Annotated in this window: 9 protein-coding genes; 3 read left to right on the top strand and 6 right to left on the bottom strand. The window is 72.0% G+C overall.

Translation table 11 applies throughout. The features are described 5' to 3' along the window. Window position 1 precedes the first annotated feature (1 nt). Both B085_RS0104105 and B085_RS0104100 read right to left on the bottom strand, forming a co-directional pair. Window positions 2–1042 (bottom strand): ketoacyl-ACP synthase III family protein, encoded by a 1041-nt coding sequence (locus B085_RS0104105; RefSeq protein WP_018557287.1) that lies wholly within the window; start codon window positions 1040–1042, stop codon window positions 2–4. Between the two features lie 22 nt (window positions 1043–1064). Further along, window positions 1065–8111, bottom strand: coding sequence for a type I polyketide synthase (locus tag B085_RS0104100; protein ID WP_026250653.1), 7047 nt, complete (start codon window positions 8109–8111; stop codon window positions 1065–1067). Between the two features lie 498 nt (window positions 8112–8609). On the opposite strand from B085_RS0104100, the gene B085_RS49100 reads away from it, so the two are divergent. Next, window positions 8610–8786 carry a hypothetical protein gene (locus tag B085_RS49100; protein ID WP_018557285.1) on the top strand — a complete coding sequence of 59 codons (177 nt, stop codon included), beginning with the start codon at window positions 8610–8612 and terminating at the stop codon, window positions 8784–8786. A gap of 43 nt (window positions 8787–8829) precedes the next feature. Next, window positions 8830–10311, top strand: coding sequence for an NAD(P)-binding domain-containing protein (locus B085_RS0104090; protein ID WP_018557284.1), 1482 nt, complete (start codon window positions 8830–8832; stop codon window positions 10309–10311). Between the two features lie 115 nt (window positions 10312–10426). Here B085_RS0104090 and B085_RS0104085 read toward each other — a convergent pair whose 3' ends face one another. Next, complete coding sequence (locus B085_RS0104085) at window positions 10427–11035, bottom strand: hypothetical protein (protein WP_018557283.1); 609 nt, start codon at window positions 11033–11035, stop codon at window positions 10427–10429. A 644-nt stretch (window positions 11036–11679) separates the two neighbouring features. Beyond that, window positions 11680–12447 (bottom strand): SDR family NAD(P)-dependent oxidoreductase, encoded by a 768-nt coding sequence (locus B085_RS0104080; protein WP_018557282.1) that lies wholly within the window; start codon window positions 12445–12447, stop codon window positions 11680–11682. 85 nt (window positions 12448–12532) lie between these two features. On the opposite strand from B085_RS0104080, the gene B085_RS0104075 reads away from it, so the two are divergent. Further along, the gene (locus tag B085_RS0104075) at window positions 12533–12901 is read left to right on the top strand and encodes an ArsR/SmtB family transcription factor (RefSeq protein ID WP_026250652.1); all 369 of its coding nucleotides are present in this window, start codon (window positions 12533–12535) and stop codon (window positions 12899–12901) included. A gap of 11 nt (window positions 12902–12912) precedes the next feature. Here the strand turns inward: B085_RS0104075 and B085_RS41140 are convergent, their stop codons facing one another. Both B085_RS41140 and B085_RS41135 read right to left on the bottom strand, forming a co-directional pair. Beyond that, window positions 12913–13296, bottom strand: coding sequence for a hypothetical protein (locus B085_RS41140; RefSeq protein ID WP_018557280.1), 384 nt, complete (start codon window positions 13294–13296; stop codon window positions 12913–12915). Between the two features lie 26 nt (window positions 13297–13322). Beyond that, window positions 13323–16244 carry a hypothetical protein gene (locus B085_RS41135; RefSeq protein ID WP_158689651.1) on the bottom strand — a complete coding sequence of 974 codons (2922 nt, stop codon included), beginning with the start codon at window positions 16242–16244 and terminating at the stop codon, window positions 13323–13325. Window positions 16245–16289 lie beyond the last annotated feature (45 nt).

The raw sequence follows: 16289 nt of genomic DNA, 5'->3' as shown, positions 1-16289 counted from the left end.
CTCAGCCGGCGGCCCAGACGGGCCGCTGGTCGATGCGGACGACGGCGCAGGTGATGGAGACACCCCCGCCGTGAGCGACGATCAGGACGTGGTCGCCGGGCCCGACCTGGCCGGTCTCGACCAGGTGAGTCAGGCCCACGATCTGGTCGTTGACCGTCATGTGGCCCAGGTTCCGGCCGAAGTCGAGCAGGCCCTGCTGCGGGGACAGGCCCATCGGGTCGAGGATGACCTTCAGGTAGCTCTCCTGGCCGGTGAAGACGTGGGCGACGCGGGTGACGTCGCCCGGTTCCAGGCCGGCCTCGGCCATTGTGCGCAGCGCGATCTCGGTGCGCAGCTCGCCCTGGCGGCGCACGACTTCGGCGACGGTCTCCTCCAGCCCGCCGGTGGCGGCCAGGCGTTCCTTGAAGTCCATGCCGCGGCCGACGGTCAGGGACGGCGGGAACAGCGGCTCCGAGCCGCGGTACTGCTCCTCGACTTCGGCGGTGGACCCGGTGTTGATCGACAGGAGGCTGGCGAAGCCGTCGGTCTTGGACAGCAGGACCGAGCTGGCGCCGTCGCCCAGGACGCCGTTTTGGATGCCGAATGCCCACCGGTTGAAGTTGGGGGTGCCGACGTTGTCGGCGCCGGTCAGCAGTGCGGTGGTGCGTTCGGGGACGGCCATGAGGTAGCAGGCGGCCATCTCCAGGGAGCCGATCAAGCCGCTGCAGGCCTGCCAGACCCGGAAGGAGGGCACGTCGCGGTCGGTGATGTGCCGCAGGATGTAGTGCTGCGGCGACCAGCCTTCGGGGCCCTGCTCGTGGCCGCAGGCGTGGATGTGCAGGTCGATGTCGTGCGGGTGGAGCCGGGAGCGTTCCATGGCCTGACGGGCGGCGGCGATGGCCATGTCGGGGGCGGGCATGTCGTCGGCGACGGCGGCTCCGGTCCAGCCGTAGAACTCGTAGTCGTCAGCGTCGTACAGGCCCAGGGCGACGGCCTTGCGGGCGTCGACGATGTCGGGGATGTAGGTGCCGAGTCCGGCGATGCGGATGTCGGTGGTCTTCATGGGCTGCGAGGTCCTCGTCGGGTCAGGCCGTGGTGTCGGCGGGGGCGAGTGCGGTGGTCAGGGCCTGGGCGACGGTGGTGATGGTGCCGTCCTTGAGGAGCTGCACCATGGGCAGCTTGACGTGGTAGCGGCGTTCGATGCGGTTGCGGAGCTCGACGGCCATGAGGGAGTCCATGCCGAGCCGGTTGAGGGGTCGGCTGAGGTTGAGGCGTTCGGGGCGCAGTCCGATGACGAGGGCGACTTCCTGCTTGACGAACGCCAGGACGTCCTCGTCGGCGGCGGTGTCGGGCCGGGCCGCCACAGGCGCAGGCGCCGGGGCGCCGGGGGCCGGTGCTTCGGTCTCGCCTGCTGCGTCGGCCGCCACCGGTTCGGCCACCGCCGGTACAGGAGCGGGGGAGGACTCGGCGGCCGGTGCGGGAGCCGGCGCCGCTGCGGCGGGCTGCGGTGCGGGGGCGAGTGCGGTGGTCAGGGCCTGGGCGACGGTGGTGATGGTGCCGTCCTTGAGGAGCTGCACCATGGGCAGCTTGACGTGGTAGCGGCGTTCGATGCGGTTGCGGAGCTCGACGGCCATGAGGGAGTCCATGCCGAGCCGGTTGAGGGGTCGGCTGAGGTTGAGGCGTTCGGGGCGCAGTCCGATGACGAGGGCGACTTCCTGCTTGACGAACGCCAGGACGTCCTCGTCGGCGGCGGTGTCGGGCCGGGCCGCCACAGGCGCAGGCGCGGCCGCCGCAGTAGCGGGAGTGGGAGCCGCCGGTGCGGCCGGCTCGTCGGCCACCGCCGGTGCGGGGGCGGGCGCCGGCACCGCCGTAGTGGCGGGAGCGGGCTTGGCTGCGGGCCGGGCGGTGGTCAGCAGCGTGAGCAGGGGAGCGGTCGCAGCCGACGGGTAGGCGGCGGCCCAGGCCAGCCAGTCGGCGCGCAGCACCGCGGTGTGCAGCCGGCCCTCGCCAAGGATCCGGCCCAGAACGGCTAGTCCGTCCTGAGGGCTGAAGGAGTTCATGCCCTGCGGCAGCAGGGTGCGCTCTTCCTGCTGTTCCTTGCGGGCGACCATGCCGACGCTGTCCCAGAAGCCCCAGTTGACCACGGTCGCCGGCAGGCCGTGGGCGTGCCGGTGGTGGGCCAGGGCGTCCAGGAACGCGTTCCCGGCCGCGTACCCGCCGAGCATGGGGGAGCTGAGCAGCGCGGAGCCGGAGGAGAACAGCACGAACGCGTCCAGGGCGTGGCCGTTCAGGAGCCGGTGGAGGTTCCAGGCGCCGGAGACCTTGGCGGCCAGGACCTGCTCCAGGCCGGCCGGGTCCAGGTCGGTGAGCGGGGCGTAGTCGATGACGCCTGCCGCGTGGAACACCCCCCGCACGGGCGGCAGGCCCTGCGTGCTGCGGGACTGCAGCAGGTCGCGCATGGCGTGCTGGTCGGCGACGTCGACGGCCGCGTAGGTGACGTGCACGCCGCGGTCGGACAGTTCCTTGATCACGGCCAGGGAGCCGGCCTGCGGGTGGCTTTCGGGCAGGGGAGTGCCGGGGTCGGGCAGGGCGCTGCGGCCGGTCAGCAGCAGGTGGCGGGCTCCCTGGTCGGCCAGCCACAGCGCCAGGCGGCCGCCGATGCCGCCCGCGCCGCCGGTGACCAGGTAGGTGCCGTCGGCGTGGATGGCCGCGGGCCGGGTGCGGGCCGGGGCAGGGGCCGCCGCGCCGGTGGCGGCGGCGCCGTCGAACGACAGGACGATCTTCCCGGTGTGGCGGGATTGGGCCATCAGGCGGAAGGCGTCGGCGGCCTGTTCGGCGGGGAACGCGGTGTGCGGCAGGGCCTGAAGGGCGCCCTGGTCGATCAGGGCGGCGGCGTCACGCAGGACCCGCCCGGCCCGCTCGGGCGCGTGCTGGATCATGTGGACGACGTCGACCGCGTGGAAGGACAGGTTGCGGGCGAACGGGCCGAGCGGGAGCGGGTTGTTGTCGAGGATGTCCCGCTTGCTCAGCTCCAGGTAGTGCCCGTAGGGCGCCATGAGGGCGAGGTTGGCCTCGATGGCCTCGCCGGCCAGGGTGTTGACGATGACGTCGAAGCCGGCGTCGCCACCGGTGGGCCGGAAGGCGTCGGCGAACTGCAGGGAGCGGGAGTCGGCGACCTGCTCGGCCCCCAGCTGCCTGAGCAGGTCGCGTTTGGCGTCGCTGCCGGCGGTGGCGAAGATGCGGGCGCCCTTCCAGCGGGCGATGTTGAGTGCGGCCTGCCCGGTTCCGCCGGTCGCGGAGTGGATGAGGATCTTCTGGCCCTTCCGCAGGCCGGCCAGGTCGGCAAGGGCGTGGTAGGCGGTGAGGTAGGCGGCGGGCACTGTCGCGGCCTGCGCGAAGGTCAGGCGGGCGGGCTTGGGAGCGGTCAGGCAGGCGCGGGTGACGACCTCCCCGGCCAGGGCGCCCTCGGCGAAGGCGACGACCTCGTCGCCCACGGCGACACCGGTGACGGCGGGCCCGGTCTCGGTGACCGTGCCGGAGCACTCCCAGCCCATGACGGGCGGCCGGTCGTCCTGGCCGGGATACATGCCCAGGCTCAGCAGCACGTCCCGGTAGTTGATGCCGGCGTGGCTGACCTGGATCCGTACCTCGTCGGCGGCGACGTCCCGCCGGGGCACCTCGAGCAGTTGCAGGTCGTCGATCACGCCGGGGGCCGGCAGCGACAGGGCACGCGGGGCGGCCGCCAGGCTTGGGGCCGGGCGCAGCCGGGCGGCGTAGCGGTGGCCGTCGCGCAGGGCCATCTGGTCCTCGGCGTCGGGGCGGTGCAGCAGGTCGGCCAGGGCCGTGATGCTGGCGGCGGAGCGGTCCAGGTCGACCAAGCGGCATGCCAGCGCGGGCGCTTCGGCGGCCAGGGTCCGGCCCAGGCCCCACAGCACGGCCTGGAAGGGGTTGCGGACGCCGTCGCCGTTGCCGGTGTCCTGCGCGAGCTGGGTGACCAGCCACAGCGGCGGCCAGCCCAGGTCCTGCTGCTCCAGGGCGCGCGTCAGGTGCAGGACGCTGTGGGCGGCCAGCAGCTGGGCGCGGCGGATCTCGGTGTCGGTGGCGTCCAGGCTGGCGTGCGCGTCCAGCGCCCACAGGTGGATGACGCCGCGGCAGGTGCCGTCGCGGGCGATGTCCTTCAGGACGTGGGCGTACTGGTCTTCGCGCGCCGGGTCGATGCGGTAGCGGTCCCCGGCCCCGGCGGTGCGGCCGGATCCGGTGGTGAGGGCCACGACGCGCTGCCCGCGGCCGGTCATCTCCCGTACCAGGGCGCGGCCGGTGGGGCCGCTGTCGGTGAGCACCAGCCAGAAGCCGTCCGCGCCGGAAGACCCGTCGGGGGTGGGCAGCGGGGCGCTGTCCCAGGTGAGGGTGTGCAGCCAGCTGTCCATGCCGCTGCCGCCTGCAGCGGCGGGCTCGGGTGCGGGGGTCGGGTCGGTCACGGGCGTGTCCTTGGGGCGGGAGGCGAGGGGGTCGGGGGCGTGCCCGGCCAGGTACTGCAGGCGCAGGCCGCGCATCTGGGCGATCAGGCGCCCGTCATCGGCGCGGATGTCGATGTCGGCGCTGAAGGAGTCCTCACGCGGGGCGGGCAGCAGCCTGGCGTGGCTCCACAGCGAGGCGGGCGGCTGCTGGTGGAAGACGACCTCGTCGATGCCGCCGAGGACGAAGACGCCCTCCTCGCCGGGGACGGTCAGCGGCCGGGCGGCGGCCATGGCGTGGCCGCTGGCGTCCAGCAGGGCCGGGTGGAAGTGGTGACGTGCCAGGGCGTCGGTGAGCGGGGCGGGGCAGGCCAGGCGGGCCAGGACCTCGCCGTCGGTGCGCCACAGTTCCCGGATGCCTTGGAAGGTGCCGTTCCACTGGTTGCCGCGTTCGGCGTTCCAGGGGTAGAAGCCGGCGGCGTCCTGGTGCTGGCCCAAGCGGCCGCGGATGTCCTCCAGCGGCTCGGGCGCGGCGGGGGAGGGGGAGTGGGAGGTGCGGGCGGTGGCCTCGGTGTGCAGGAGCCACTCGCCGTCCTCACCGCTCTCGTCGTTTTGCCGGCTGTGGATGCGGCAGTGCAGCGATCCGTCCGGGCGCGGGGTGAGGGTGACCTTGACCTCGGGCGCGGGCCCGTGGTCGTCGAGGAACAGCGCGCGGTGGTAGTGCACGTCGGTCACCGACAGCGGGCCGCTGGCCAGGACGGTGCGGGCGGCCGCGGCGACGAGCTCGAGGTGGGCGGTGCCCGGCAGGATGATGGTGTCCTGAATGCGGTGGTCGCGCAGGTAGGCGTTGGCGGCCAGGTCGAGCGGGCCCTGCCAGACCAAGGTGGTGCCCTGCGCGGGCATCGGGCGTCCCAGCAGCGGGTGCACGGCCCGCTGATCCGCGGTCGGTGTGGCCTGCGTGGGTGCGGCGGCCGTTTTGGCCTCGGCCGCAGCAGCCGGCACAGGGCTGATCCAGTGGCGGGTGCGCTGCCAGGGGTAGGCGGGCAGCGGCACGAAGCGGCCGCCGTCGGTGATCGCGTTCCAGTCAAGGGCGGTGCCGGCGGTGTGCAGGGCGCCGGCGTGGGTGAGCAGGCAGGCGCGTTCGCCGGTGTGACGGCGCAGGCTGCCGACCGCGGTGGTGTCGCTGCCGGTGTGGGCCCGGCTGGTCTCGCGGATACCGGCCACGAGCAGCGGGTGCGGGCTGACTTCGACGAACACGGTCTCGCCCAGGTCGAGCTGGCCGCGGACGGCGCCGACGAAGTCGACCGGCTGGCGGATGTTGCGCACCCAGTACTCGGCGTCCATCCCGGAGCCGTCGATCACCTGGTTGAGCAGGGTGGAGTGCAGCGGGATGCTGCCGGCCTTGGGGGTGAGGTGGGCGAGCTCGGCGAGCAGGTCCTCGCGCAGGGCGTCCATCTGCGGGCAGTGCGAGGCGAAGTCGACGTTGACCTTGCGGGTGTCGACGCCGCGAGCGTCGAGCGCGGCCAGGACCTTGGCCAGGGCGTCCCCGTCCCCGGACAGCAGGGTGGAGGTGGGGCTGTTGGCGGCGGCGACGGCCACCAGGTCCTCGTGGCCGGCCAGGGCCGCGGCGGCCTCGTCGGCGGGCAGCGCGACCCAGGCCATGGTGCCGCGCCCGGACAGGCGCTTGGCGAGCCGGCTGCGGCGGCAGATGACCGCGGCGGCGTCGGCCAGGGACAGCGCGCCGCAGATGTAGGCGGCCGCGGACTCGCCCATGCTGTGCCCGATGACGACGTCGGGCTCCACGCCCCAGGACCGCCACAGCTGCGCCAGTGCGATCTCCATGGCCCACAAGGTGGGCTGGATGACGTCGAGTTCCTTCATGCGCTCCTCGTCGGCGGAGCGCAGCAGCTCGATGACCGACCACCCGGTCTCGTTCTTGATCGCCGCGTCGCAGGCCTCCATGGCCTGCCGGAAGATTGGCTGGCTCTCCAGCAGTTCGCGGCCCATGCCGGGCCACTGGGAGCCCTGGCCGGGGAAGACGAACGCGATCCGGGGACGGCTTGTGGGGTCGGTGTAGTCACTGAACGACAGGCCCGGCTCGTCCTGGCCGTCGGCGAACGCGCGTAGCGCCGCGGCCGCGTCGGTGTGGTTGTCGACCGGCAGCGCCAGGCGGGCGTCATGGGTGGTGCGGCGCAGCGCCGCGGAGTGGCAGATGTCGCGCAGGTTGTGGCCCGCGCCGTCGCCGTCGAGGTGGTCGGCGGTGCGGCGGGCCAGATCGGCGAGGGCTTCGGGGCTGAACGCGGACAGGGCCAGCAGCTCGGTGCGCTCGTCGGCCGCGGGGGTGGTGGCGGGGATGGGCTGCGGGGTGGCTTCGATGACCAGGTGGGCGTTGGTGCCGGAGAAGCCGAAGCTGCTCACGCCCGCGATGGCGGGCCGGCCCCGGTCGGGCAGCGCGGTGGCCTGGGTGGGGACGGTCAGCGGCAGGGTGTCCCAGGCGACGGCCGGGTTGGGGTTGTTCAGGTGCAGGTTGGGCGGCACGGTGCGGTGTTCCAGGCACAGCACCGCCTTGATGAGGCCGGCGATGCCGGCGGCGGCTTCGGCGTGCCCGATGTTGGTCTTGACCGAGCCGACCAGGCAGTGGTGGCCGTCTTCGCGGGGGCCGAGGACGTCGGCCAGGGCTTGCAGTTCGACGGGGTCGCCGACGCTGGTGCCGGTGCCGTGGGCCTCGACGTAGTCGGCGTCGGCCGGGTCGACGCCGGCGTTGGCGTAGGCGCGGCGCAGCACGTCGCGCTGGCCTTCGACGGCCGGGGTGACGAGGTAGCCGCTGCTTTGGCCGTCGTTGCCGACGGCCGAGCCGCGGATGACGGCGCGGATGCGGTCGCCGTCGGCGAGCGCCGCGGACAGCGGCTTGAGGACCACCACGCCGATGCCGTCGCTGCGCACGAAGCCGTCGCCGGAGGCGTCGGCGAACTTGCAGCGGCCGTCGGAGGCGAGCATGCCGGCGCCGGAGTAGACGACGCCTTCCTCGGGGAGCAGCACGATGTTGACGCCGCCGGCGATGGCCAGGGGGCATTCGCCCAGGCGCAGCGCCTGGACAGCGTTGTGGACGGCGACCAGCGCGGAGGAGCAGGCGGTGTCGACGGTGAAGCTGGGGCCGCGCAGGTCGAAGGCGTGGGACAGGCGGCCGGAGGTGATGGCGCGTGAGGCGGCGCCGGTCATGGCGTACAGGTCGAGCTGGTCACGGTCGGCGTACTGCAGGTGCCAGTAGTCGCCGCCGAGTTGCCCGATGAACACGCCGGTGTCGGTGCCGGAGATACGGCCCAGCGGCTGGCCGGCGTCTTCGAGGGCCTCGTAGGCGGTCTCCAGCAGCAGGCGCTGCTGGGGGTCCATCCGGTCGGCCTCGCGGGGGGATATGCCGAAGAACTCCGCGTCGAAGGCGTCGATGTCGCGCAGCAGGCCGCCCCACCGGCTGACGGTGCGGCCGGGCGTGCGGGGCGCCGGGTCGTAGACGGCGTCGATGTCGTAGCGATCGGGAGGTATCTCGGTGATGGCGTCGCGGCCCTGCAGCAGCATGTCCCAGAGCTCTTGCGGGCTGGTGGCGTCGGCGAACCGTCCGGCCATGCCGACGATGGCGATCGGCTCACCGGCTGCGGCCGTGGTGGTGGGGTCGTGGGGCATGGGTGTCCTTCCGGGCATGGCGAAGCCGTTCACGGTGCGCAGCACGGGAAGGCCCATGGCGTGCACGCGGGCGGGCCGGCGACAGTGCCGGGCCCGGTGGCGGGCGTGCACCCGAAAGGGTGTGCGAGGGGTGAGGGAACGGCCGGTCCCGTCAGGCGGACCGCGCGGCGCGTGGCGAGCGCGTCGTGCGGTTCACGGGCCGAAGGCGGCGTTTCGGCATCAGCCGCCGGTTCCCAATGGCGTTACGGCGCGGGCTGGTTGCCCGTGCCGAACTCCCCCCGTTGTTTCGACATGTGTCGAGATTGGCTCCTCAGGGGGCCAGACGCAACGAGGCTCAAAGTGACCCTCGTCACAGTCGGCGATGTCGCGCCGCCAGGTTGACATTCATCGAATCAGCGGCGACTCTGGAAGTTGATTCGTCGTTTATCTATATAGGCGGTTGTGATGCGGGACCCTTCCCGGCAGCCGCCGGGCCCGTCGCGACAGGAGCCGACCTCGTTGAGCGAACAGATACCGCCGCAGGCCCCGGCCGACGCCCCCGCGGACGGCGCCAGCCCCTGCTGCGCGGCCATCGCCGAATTACAGCGCCGGGTCCAGCAGCGCGCCGCCGAGCGCGCGCAGGCAGAGGCCGCAGCCGCCGGCCCTGCCTCGCACGAACCCGCGCCCGGCGCCTGACCCCCATCGCTGCCTGCCCCAGTGCCTGAAAGGACACCACACCGTGGTTGACCACAGCCTCGACCAGCTTCCCGTCGCCGTGATCGGAGCCGGCCCCATCGGCCTGGCGGCCGCCGCGCATCTTTTCGAACGCGGCGTTCCCTTCACCGTCGTGGAAGCCGGTGACACCCCCGCGGCAGCCGTCCGGGCCTGGTCCCACATCCAGCTGTTCAGCCCCTGGGAGTACAACACCGACCCGGCCGCCCGCCGCCTGCTGGCCGACACCGGCTGGCAGGAACCCGACGCCACCGAACTCCCCACCGGCGGCGACCTGGTCAAGCAGTACCTGCAGCCCCTGGCCGAACTCCCCACCCTGGCCCCGCACATCCGCTTCAACGCCACCGTCACCGCCATCAGCCGCCTGGGCATCGACCGGCTGCGCACCGCCGGCCGCGAGGACGCCCCGTTCGTGCTGCGCCTGGCCGACGGCGAGGAACTGCTGGCCCGCGCCGTCATCGACGCCTCCGGCACCTGGCGCCAGCCCAACCACGTCGGCGCCAACGGCCTGCCCGCCCTCGGCGAGCCGGACGCCGCCGCCTGGATCACCCACGGCCTGCCCGACGTCTTCGGCGCCGACCGCGCCCAGCACGCCGGCCGCCACACCGTCGTCGTCGGCGCCGGGCACTCCGCCGCCAACACCCTGCTCGCCCTGGCCGAGCTCGCGGACGCCGAAGACGGCACCACCATCACCTGGGCCATCCGCGCCACCGACCCGGCCGCCTCCTTCGGCGGCGGCAGCGACGACGAACTGCCCGCCCGCGGCGCCCTCGGCTCCGGCCTGAAGATGCTCGTCGACACCGGCCGCGTCACCCTCGCCGCCAACTTCCGCACCCACACCATCCGTCGCCTGGGCGACGACCCCGCCCGGGACCAGGTCCAGCTGATCTCCCGCGGCCCCGACGGCACCGAGCAGACCGTCACCGCAGACCGCATCGTGGCTGCCACCGGCTTCCGCCCCGACCACGGCATCAGCAGCGAACTGCGCCTGGAACTCGACCCGATCATGGCCGCCCCCCGTGCCCTTGCACCCCTGATCGACCCCAACCAGCACTCCTGCGGCACCGTCACCCCCCACGGCTACCGCGAACTGGCCCACCCCGAGCCCGGCTACTGGGCCGTGGGCATGAAGAGCTACGGCCGCGCCCCCACCTTCCTGATGCTCACCGGCTACGAGCAGGTCCGCTCCATCGCCGCGGCCCTGGCCGGCGACATGGACGCCGCCCAGTCCGTCGAACTGCAACTGCCCGAGACCGGCGTCTGCTCGGCCACCGTCGGCGGCGAGGCCCTCGCCCTGCGCCTGGGCCTGTCCCCGGAGCAGCACGAGCAGTTGCTGCACGTCACCGCCCGGCACCTGGGCACCGCCTCCAGCGCGGCGGACGCCGTGCTGGCCGCGGCGGCCGAGCTCGGCGTCGACCAGACCGCCGCCCTGCAACTGGCCGCCTACGCCGCCGAACTGTTCGACGCCCCCGGCGCCACCGGCTGCTGAACCCGCCCCGCCACTCGTTGCTGCCTGCGCCCGGAACCCGGGCGCAGGCAGCAACGCGAAGGGCGTCTACTCGACCGTCTGCCCGACTGCCGGGCCGTCGGAGGGGCGGCTGGGGTCACTTTTTGTCGGGCAGATCGGGTGGGACAGGAGTGGGGTGCTCGTTGTAGTCGCGGAGCGCTGCCCACTGCTCGTAGTCGATCCCGTTCTCTTCGGGCTGGTCCCACGCCTGGGGGTGCAGGTACTTACCGCGCTCGTCTTCCGGCTTCTCCTCCTCCGTCGAGAACGGGTTCGCCCGCGCGTAGCGGTCCTGCCGGACACCGCTGACCTGCCACGACACCTTCACCTCGGGGCGGTCCGTCTTGACCGTGAACCGGTTGTCGCTCACTTCCTGACTCACGATGGCCTGCGCGAACTCCGGTCCGATCACCGTGAGCTGGTACCTGAAGTCGTGGTTCAGTTCCTCGAAGTAGTCGGGCAGTTCCACCACGGCCGTCCCGTCCGAGCCGGTGACGACGGTGCCGCTGTAGACGTTGAGCTGCTGGTCCGATTCGACGTAGGAGTGCCGCAGGTAGCGGTTCTCCGGGTCGAGCGGGTGACCGATCTGGAAGCCGCCGCCGGCCTTGTACAGCCATCCGGTGACGTAGACGCGACCGGAGAACCAGCCGGCGTAGCCTTTTTCGGCTTTTCCCCAGATTCCCTTGGCTCCCGGGCCGTTGTCGGCCACGCGGCAACTGCGATGTTATTGAGTCCCAGACCGGCACCGGAGATCCCGTACCTGCCGGCTCCGTCCGCGGTCATCACGCCCCGGACCCCGATGCCCTCATTGGACAGGCCGTCCACCCCGATGCCGTACGGCGCGAAGCCGTGCACCCCCGTGCCCCAGTGATTCAGTGCACTGGAAGTGCTCCCGTACACCGCGATGGCGTTGTTGTCGCCGGCGAACCCGGTCACTCCGCGGGCATTCCCGAGCGCGTAGAGCGCCATTCCGTTGGGGGAGGTGCACCAGATCTCCAGGGTGCGGAGAGGATTCGATGAATGGAGTTCAGTCCTGCCGTCCTCCGCGTAGTTCGCCGCTCCGTACCGCATCTGCCCGACGGTCATAGGTTCGCCTCTCGAACGTGCAACGGGTCGGGGCCACTGTGGCGCCGCCGCTGGGCAAAGCCGCGGACACCACACGGGACGTAGGTCGATCGGACCAACACGTGTCACACGGCCGTGCATCGGTCGAACCGTCAATGCTCGAGGTGAGGGCCTGCTCTTGCGTGCCGGCCGCTGTCCACCCAGGCGGCCCTCGGCACGGCGGGGGAGTTCGGGCGTGTATGGCCGGGGCGAAAACTGGCCACCCGTCACGAGGGTGGGCGAGCCGGCTCAGGATGTGCGGTGCACCTTGTGCTGCGCCGCCTGCGCCAGCGGCCGCACCACCAGAAGGTCGACGTTGACGTGCGGCGGCCGCGTCACCGCCCACGTCACCACCTCCGCGACGTCCTCGGCCACCAGCGGGCCCGGCACACCCGCATACACCGCGTCGGCCTTGTCGGCGTTGCCGCGGTAGCGGTTGAGGGAGAACTCCTCGGTGTGCACCATCCCGGGCGCGATCTCGATCACCCGCAGCGGCTGCCCGACTGCCTCCAGCCGCAGTGTCTGCGCGAGCACGTGCGCGCCGTGCTTGGCCGCGCTGTAACCGCCGCCGCCCTCGTAGACGGTGAAGGAGGCCGTCGAGGTCAGCACGACCACCACCCCGTCACCGCCGGCCACCAGCTTCGGCAGCAGCGCCTGCGTCATCTGCAGCGCGCCTACCACGTTCACCTCGAACATGTGCCGCCAGTCCGTGGGATCGGCGGTGGCGACCTCCTCGACGCCGAACGCGCCGCCGGCGACGTTCACCAGCACATCGCAGGCTTCCAGCCCGGCGGCGAAGGCGGCGACGGCGTCGCGGTCGGTGACATCGAGGGTGTACGGGCGTGCCGTTCCGCCGTCGGCCTGGATTTCCTTGGCGAGCGCCTCCAGGCGGTCGGTCCGCCGGGCGGTGAGAACCACGGCGAAGCCGGCCCGGGCCAGCTCACGCGCGGTGGCCGCCCCGATACCGCTGCTCGCCCCCGTCACCACCGCTGTGCGCTGCTGCGTGAGTGTTGCCATGAACCGCTTCCCCCAAGCCTTGATTAGACATACATCTAATTACGTGATCTTGGCACCAGGGTTCTATCGGTGTCAACATAGACACATGTCAAAGCTTCAGGAGTCGGCGGCCGCCGCGCTCCCGGTCATGCCGTGCTGCCCCGCCCTGACCGAGCGTGAGTTGACCATAGAAGAGGCCGAACTCACCGCCGCCATGTTCAAAGCCCTCGGCGACCCGGTCAGGCTGCGCCTGTTCTCCAAGGTCGCCTCACACCCCGACAACGAGGCCTGCGTCTGCGACATCTCCGACGTGGGCGTCTCGCAGCCGACCATCTCCCACCACCTGAAAAAGCTCCGCGAGGCAGGCCTGCTCGTTGCCGAGCGCCGCGGCACCTGGGTCTACTACCGCGTGGAGCCGTCCGTCCTGGCCGCGATGGGACACCTGCTCACCCCCACCGCAGCCAAGGCCGCCTGACCGCAGGGCAGTTACTCCTCCTCCTGCTGGGCCTCCATCTCCTTCAGGATCTCCAGCAGCGCCTGGAAGATGGCCTCCTCGTCCGCGTCGCCGACCACCACGCTGGAGTGCGTACGCCCCTCCAGGCGCAACGTCAGCTGCACCTCGCTGCTCTTGTTCCGCGTCAGCCACCCCGCGATCTGCCGCCCGAACCGGGCCAGGTGGGTGCGGGAAACGATGATCGGCACGGCGATGGAAGTGACGTCCTTGAGGATCGTGACGCCCTCCTGGAAGGTGTTCAGATCGAAGCTGCGCACCCCCGGGGCGGGCCGTGCCAGATCGCTCGGCGTGCCGGCAGCGATCTCCTCCCAGGCTTCCTTGTCGACGGCCAGGACCACGAAGTCGTCGGTGCTCACAGATACGCTCCTTGGGGATTGAAGGGTCAGGCTTTGATCAGGGCCAGTCCGGCCCACCAGTGCGGGCCCAGGGCAGTGCCACGGCCGTCCAGCCAGTCGCTGAGAAGGCCGCCGATCATGTCGGCGTAGGCGGCCGCCAGATCGCCGGGGCAGGTGAGGATGCCCGCGACCCGCCCGTCGAGGACTTGCGAGGCGGGGCTGTCGATCAGCGGCCAGTGCGGGGCGATGACCTCGCGCACGCCCCGCAGCATCAGCGCCGAGGCCGTGCCGCCCCACTCCTCGGCCAGCCCCCACCCGGACGCCTCACACGCCATGATCGCCAGCCGTGCCGGACCGGCGACCTTCCCGGACTCCAGCAGGATGTCGGCCGCCCGGAACACCTGTCCCGGAGCTCCTGACGGCAGCCCCGCCAGACTCGGACGCCCGCTCTTCGAGCGCAGGAAATGCCCCTTGTACAGCACCGCCGAAGACCACGCGTCCTCAGGCGGCAGCAGCAGCGCGTTGCGAATGTCCGCCGCCGACGACGTGGCGCCCGAATAGCCCAGATCTCCCATGCAGTTCCCGACCACGGTCAGCTGCCACGGCACGGGCCCGCCCGCCGGTACGGCGGCCGGTTCAGGCATGTGGGCGAGCGTGTTCATGGGGGCCAGGCTCACCACCGGCCGGGTCGTGCCCAGGTGCCGGCCCTCACGCGGGTGCCGGGCGAGCGCGAAGGGGATCTGCGCCAGATTGCCCTGCAGCGACAACGCCAGCGCGGCCGTGCCGTCCCAGACCTCCGGCAAGTCCGGCAGCAGGCGCCCGATCCATCGGCAGATGTCGTCCACGGCCGGCGGGGTCACGGCACGGAAGTGATCGAGGACGGCGCCGCGGGCACGACGGGGCAGGACCATGGCGAAGTCCTCCGCCAACGCCGGCTGCTCCACGAAGGGCCCGACGGCGCAACGGATGGCCGCCACCATCGGCAGGCTGGCCTCGGGCAGCCCGAGCAGCGCGGCGGTCTGGATGTCGGCCCGCGTCACCCGCGGCGACGCCCAGTCGTAGACCGCGGCGACCGCCCGCACGGCGTCGGAGTCGGTGAACGATCCCGCGGCGACGCTCGCCCCGCCGGTGCGCACGTACGCCCAGTGCAGCACATCCCCGCGCAGATACAGCTGCAGCACGTCGGGGTCCTGGGAGAAGGAGCCGGACCGCAGCAGCCGCCCCAGGTCCCGGTCCGTTTCCCCGAAGCGGCTGGCGGCCACCGGGTGCAGGGCTATGCCGCATGCTTCACCAATGGCGGCCGGGAAGATGATGCCGCGGTTCTTGTAGTCGGCCAGGGCGATCCGCCGGATGTGGCCGCGCTGATCGGTGTCGGGCAGGCCCACTGCCTGCGGGCCGGTGACACTGCCTGTCCGGGCCAGTTCCACGGTCTCGAACTGGATCCACGGGTCCAGATCGGGGTTGCTGCCCAGGATCCGGTTGAGCACCGGGACGACGTTGGCGCTCCGGAAACGGGAGCGGATCTCTTCGGCGTCCTCCGACGCCAGGCTCCTCAGGTGCTGCCAGTACTCCCGCAGGTCGGTATCGAGATCCTCGCCCGGCTCCACGGTGTCGAGGTGCTCCTGCAAGCCTATGACCGCCGGCAGGGCCGCCTTGCCGTAGACGTTGACCTCCAGCGTCTTGCGGACGATTTCCTGCTGCAGAGCGGCGACGGCCTGCCGGTCACCATCAATGATCGCTTCCAGGTACCGGCCGAAGGAGGCCCCCCACCCCGTGGACGACTCCAGGTAGGCATCGATCCCGCGCGCCATGAAAGCGGCCCTGGCCCGCCACTTGGCAACCAGCTTGTCGTCACCCAGCTTGCGGGCGGTCCTGACCCCGCCGAACACCAGCCCCAGGGCGCCCCCCGACGACACATGCCCGCCCTCGGCTTTCAGGACCGGCTCAATGGTCTTCCAGGCGCTCTCCTCGTACTGCTCCGACCTGCGGTAGTCAGCCAGGTCGTGATAATGCTCCGACACCTTCGCCTTCGCCTGCGTGACGATGCCCCGGAAGACCGACTCCGGCCGGGTGATGCCGATCAACTGCCGCTCCAGGCGCCCCCGCTCCTCCTCGGCGCCCAGATTCTTGTAGATCTCCAGCAAGGTGTAGTCGATGCTGGCCACCCGCTCCGGCCGCCGGCACCTCTGCCAGATCTCCCGGGCCCGCTCGCCGTGGATGAGAGCGGGCGTGTAGAGATGGGCCGCGGCGAAACGCCCGGCCAGATGCTGGTCCACCAGGCCGCACGTGCGCAGGACTCCCTCCCTGCGCGCCTGGTCGTGCACACCGAGCAACGCCGCCACCATGCCCCGCTCGTCGAGGTCCGCCATGACAACGGTGTTGAACTCGATGAGCCCCAGGTAGGGGCCGCGCATGGGCGCACTCTTCCCCCAGGAGGAGACCAGGCCACGCGCCCTTCCAAGGTGCCGGTACGCAGCGTCCAGGTCCCCGATGGTGTACTCCGCGGTGGCGGCGTTGATGAGTGAGGCCGCCGTCAGATACCCGCCGCCGGGATCGGCCTCAGCCAGGATCCGCAGACCCGCCGCGATGTGCTGCCGTGGCGTCATGCCACGCACGGCCACGTTCAGGCCGCCCGCCGCGGCCCACGATGCGGCCAGCGAGACATGGGCACGAGCCCGCTCCAAAGGCGCGACAGGCTCCGAGGCCTCGACGACAGCACCGGCCAGCATGACGGACTCCACCAGGTCCCCCACAACGGCGTGCAGCGCCGCCATGCGGGCCTTCCTGCCCGCCGACGGCCGGCGCATGTCCGCCTGCTGCAGCTCCCGCAGCGTTCCCCACGGGTCGGTATACGCCCGCTGGCCGAACAGCACCTCTTGATCCATGTGCCCCCCGATGCCTGCCCCTCGGCTCGCGCCGATGCCCGGATGGTAGCCCGGCTTAAGCACACAGATGCCCCGAATACGCACGTTGCTTCCGGTAAGGGCCCGGCATCCCGCAGGCACGCGAGCCTC

The organism is Streptomyces sp. BoleA5 (genome assembly GCF_000373665.1).
Lineage (GTDB): Bacteria > Actinomycetota > Actinomycetes > Streptomycetales > Streptomycetaceae > Actinacidiphila.
Note: the sequence above shows the minus strand (reverse complement) of the source record. Positions and strands in the feature narration are given on the sequence as shown.

Excerpts from the sequence above, each read along its gene's own strand:
- B085_RS0104105 (WP_018557287.1), bottom strand. The coding sequence starts at position 1,042 with ATGAAGACCACCGACATCCGCATCGCCGGACTCGGCACCTACATCCCC.
- B085_RS0104100 (WP_026250653.1), bottom strand. The coding sequence starts at position 8,111 with ATGCCCCACGACCCCACCACCACGGCCGCAGCCGGTGAGCCGATCGCC.
- B085_RS0104080 (WP_018557282.1), bottom strand. The coding sequence starts at position 12,447 with ATGGCAACACTCACGCAGCAGCGCACAGCGGTGGTGACGGGGGCGAGC.
- B085_RS0104075 (WP_026250652.1), top strand. The coding sequence starts at position 12,533 with ATGTCAAAGCTTCAGGAGTCGGCGGCCGCCGCGCTCCCGGTCATGCCG.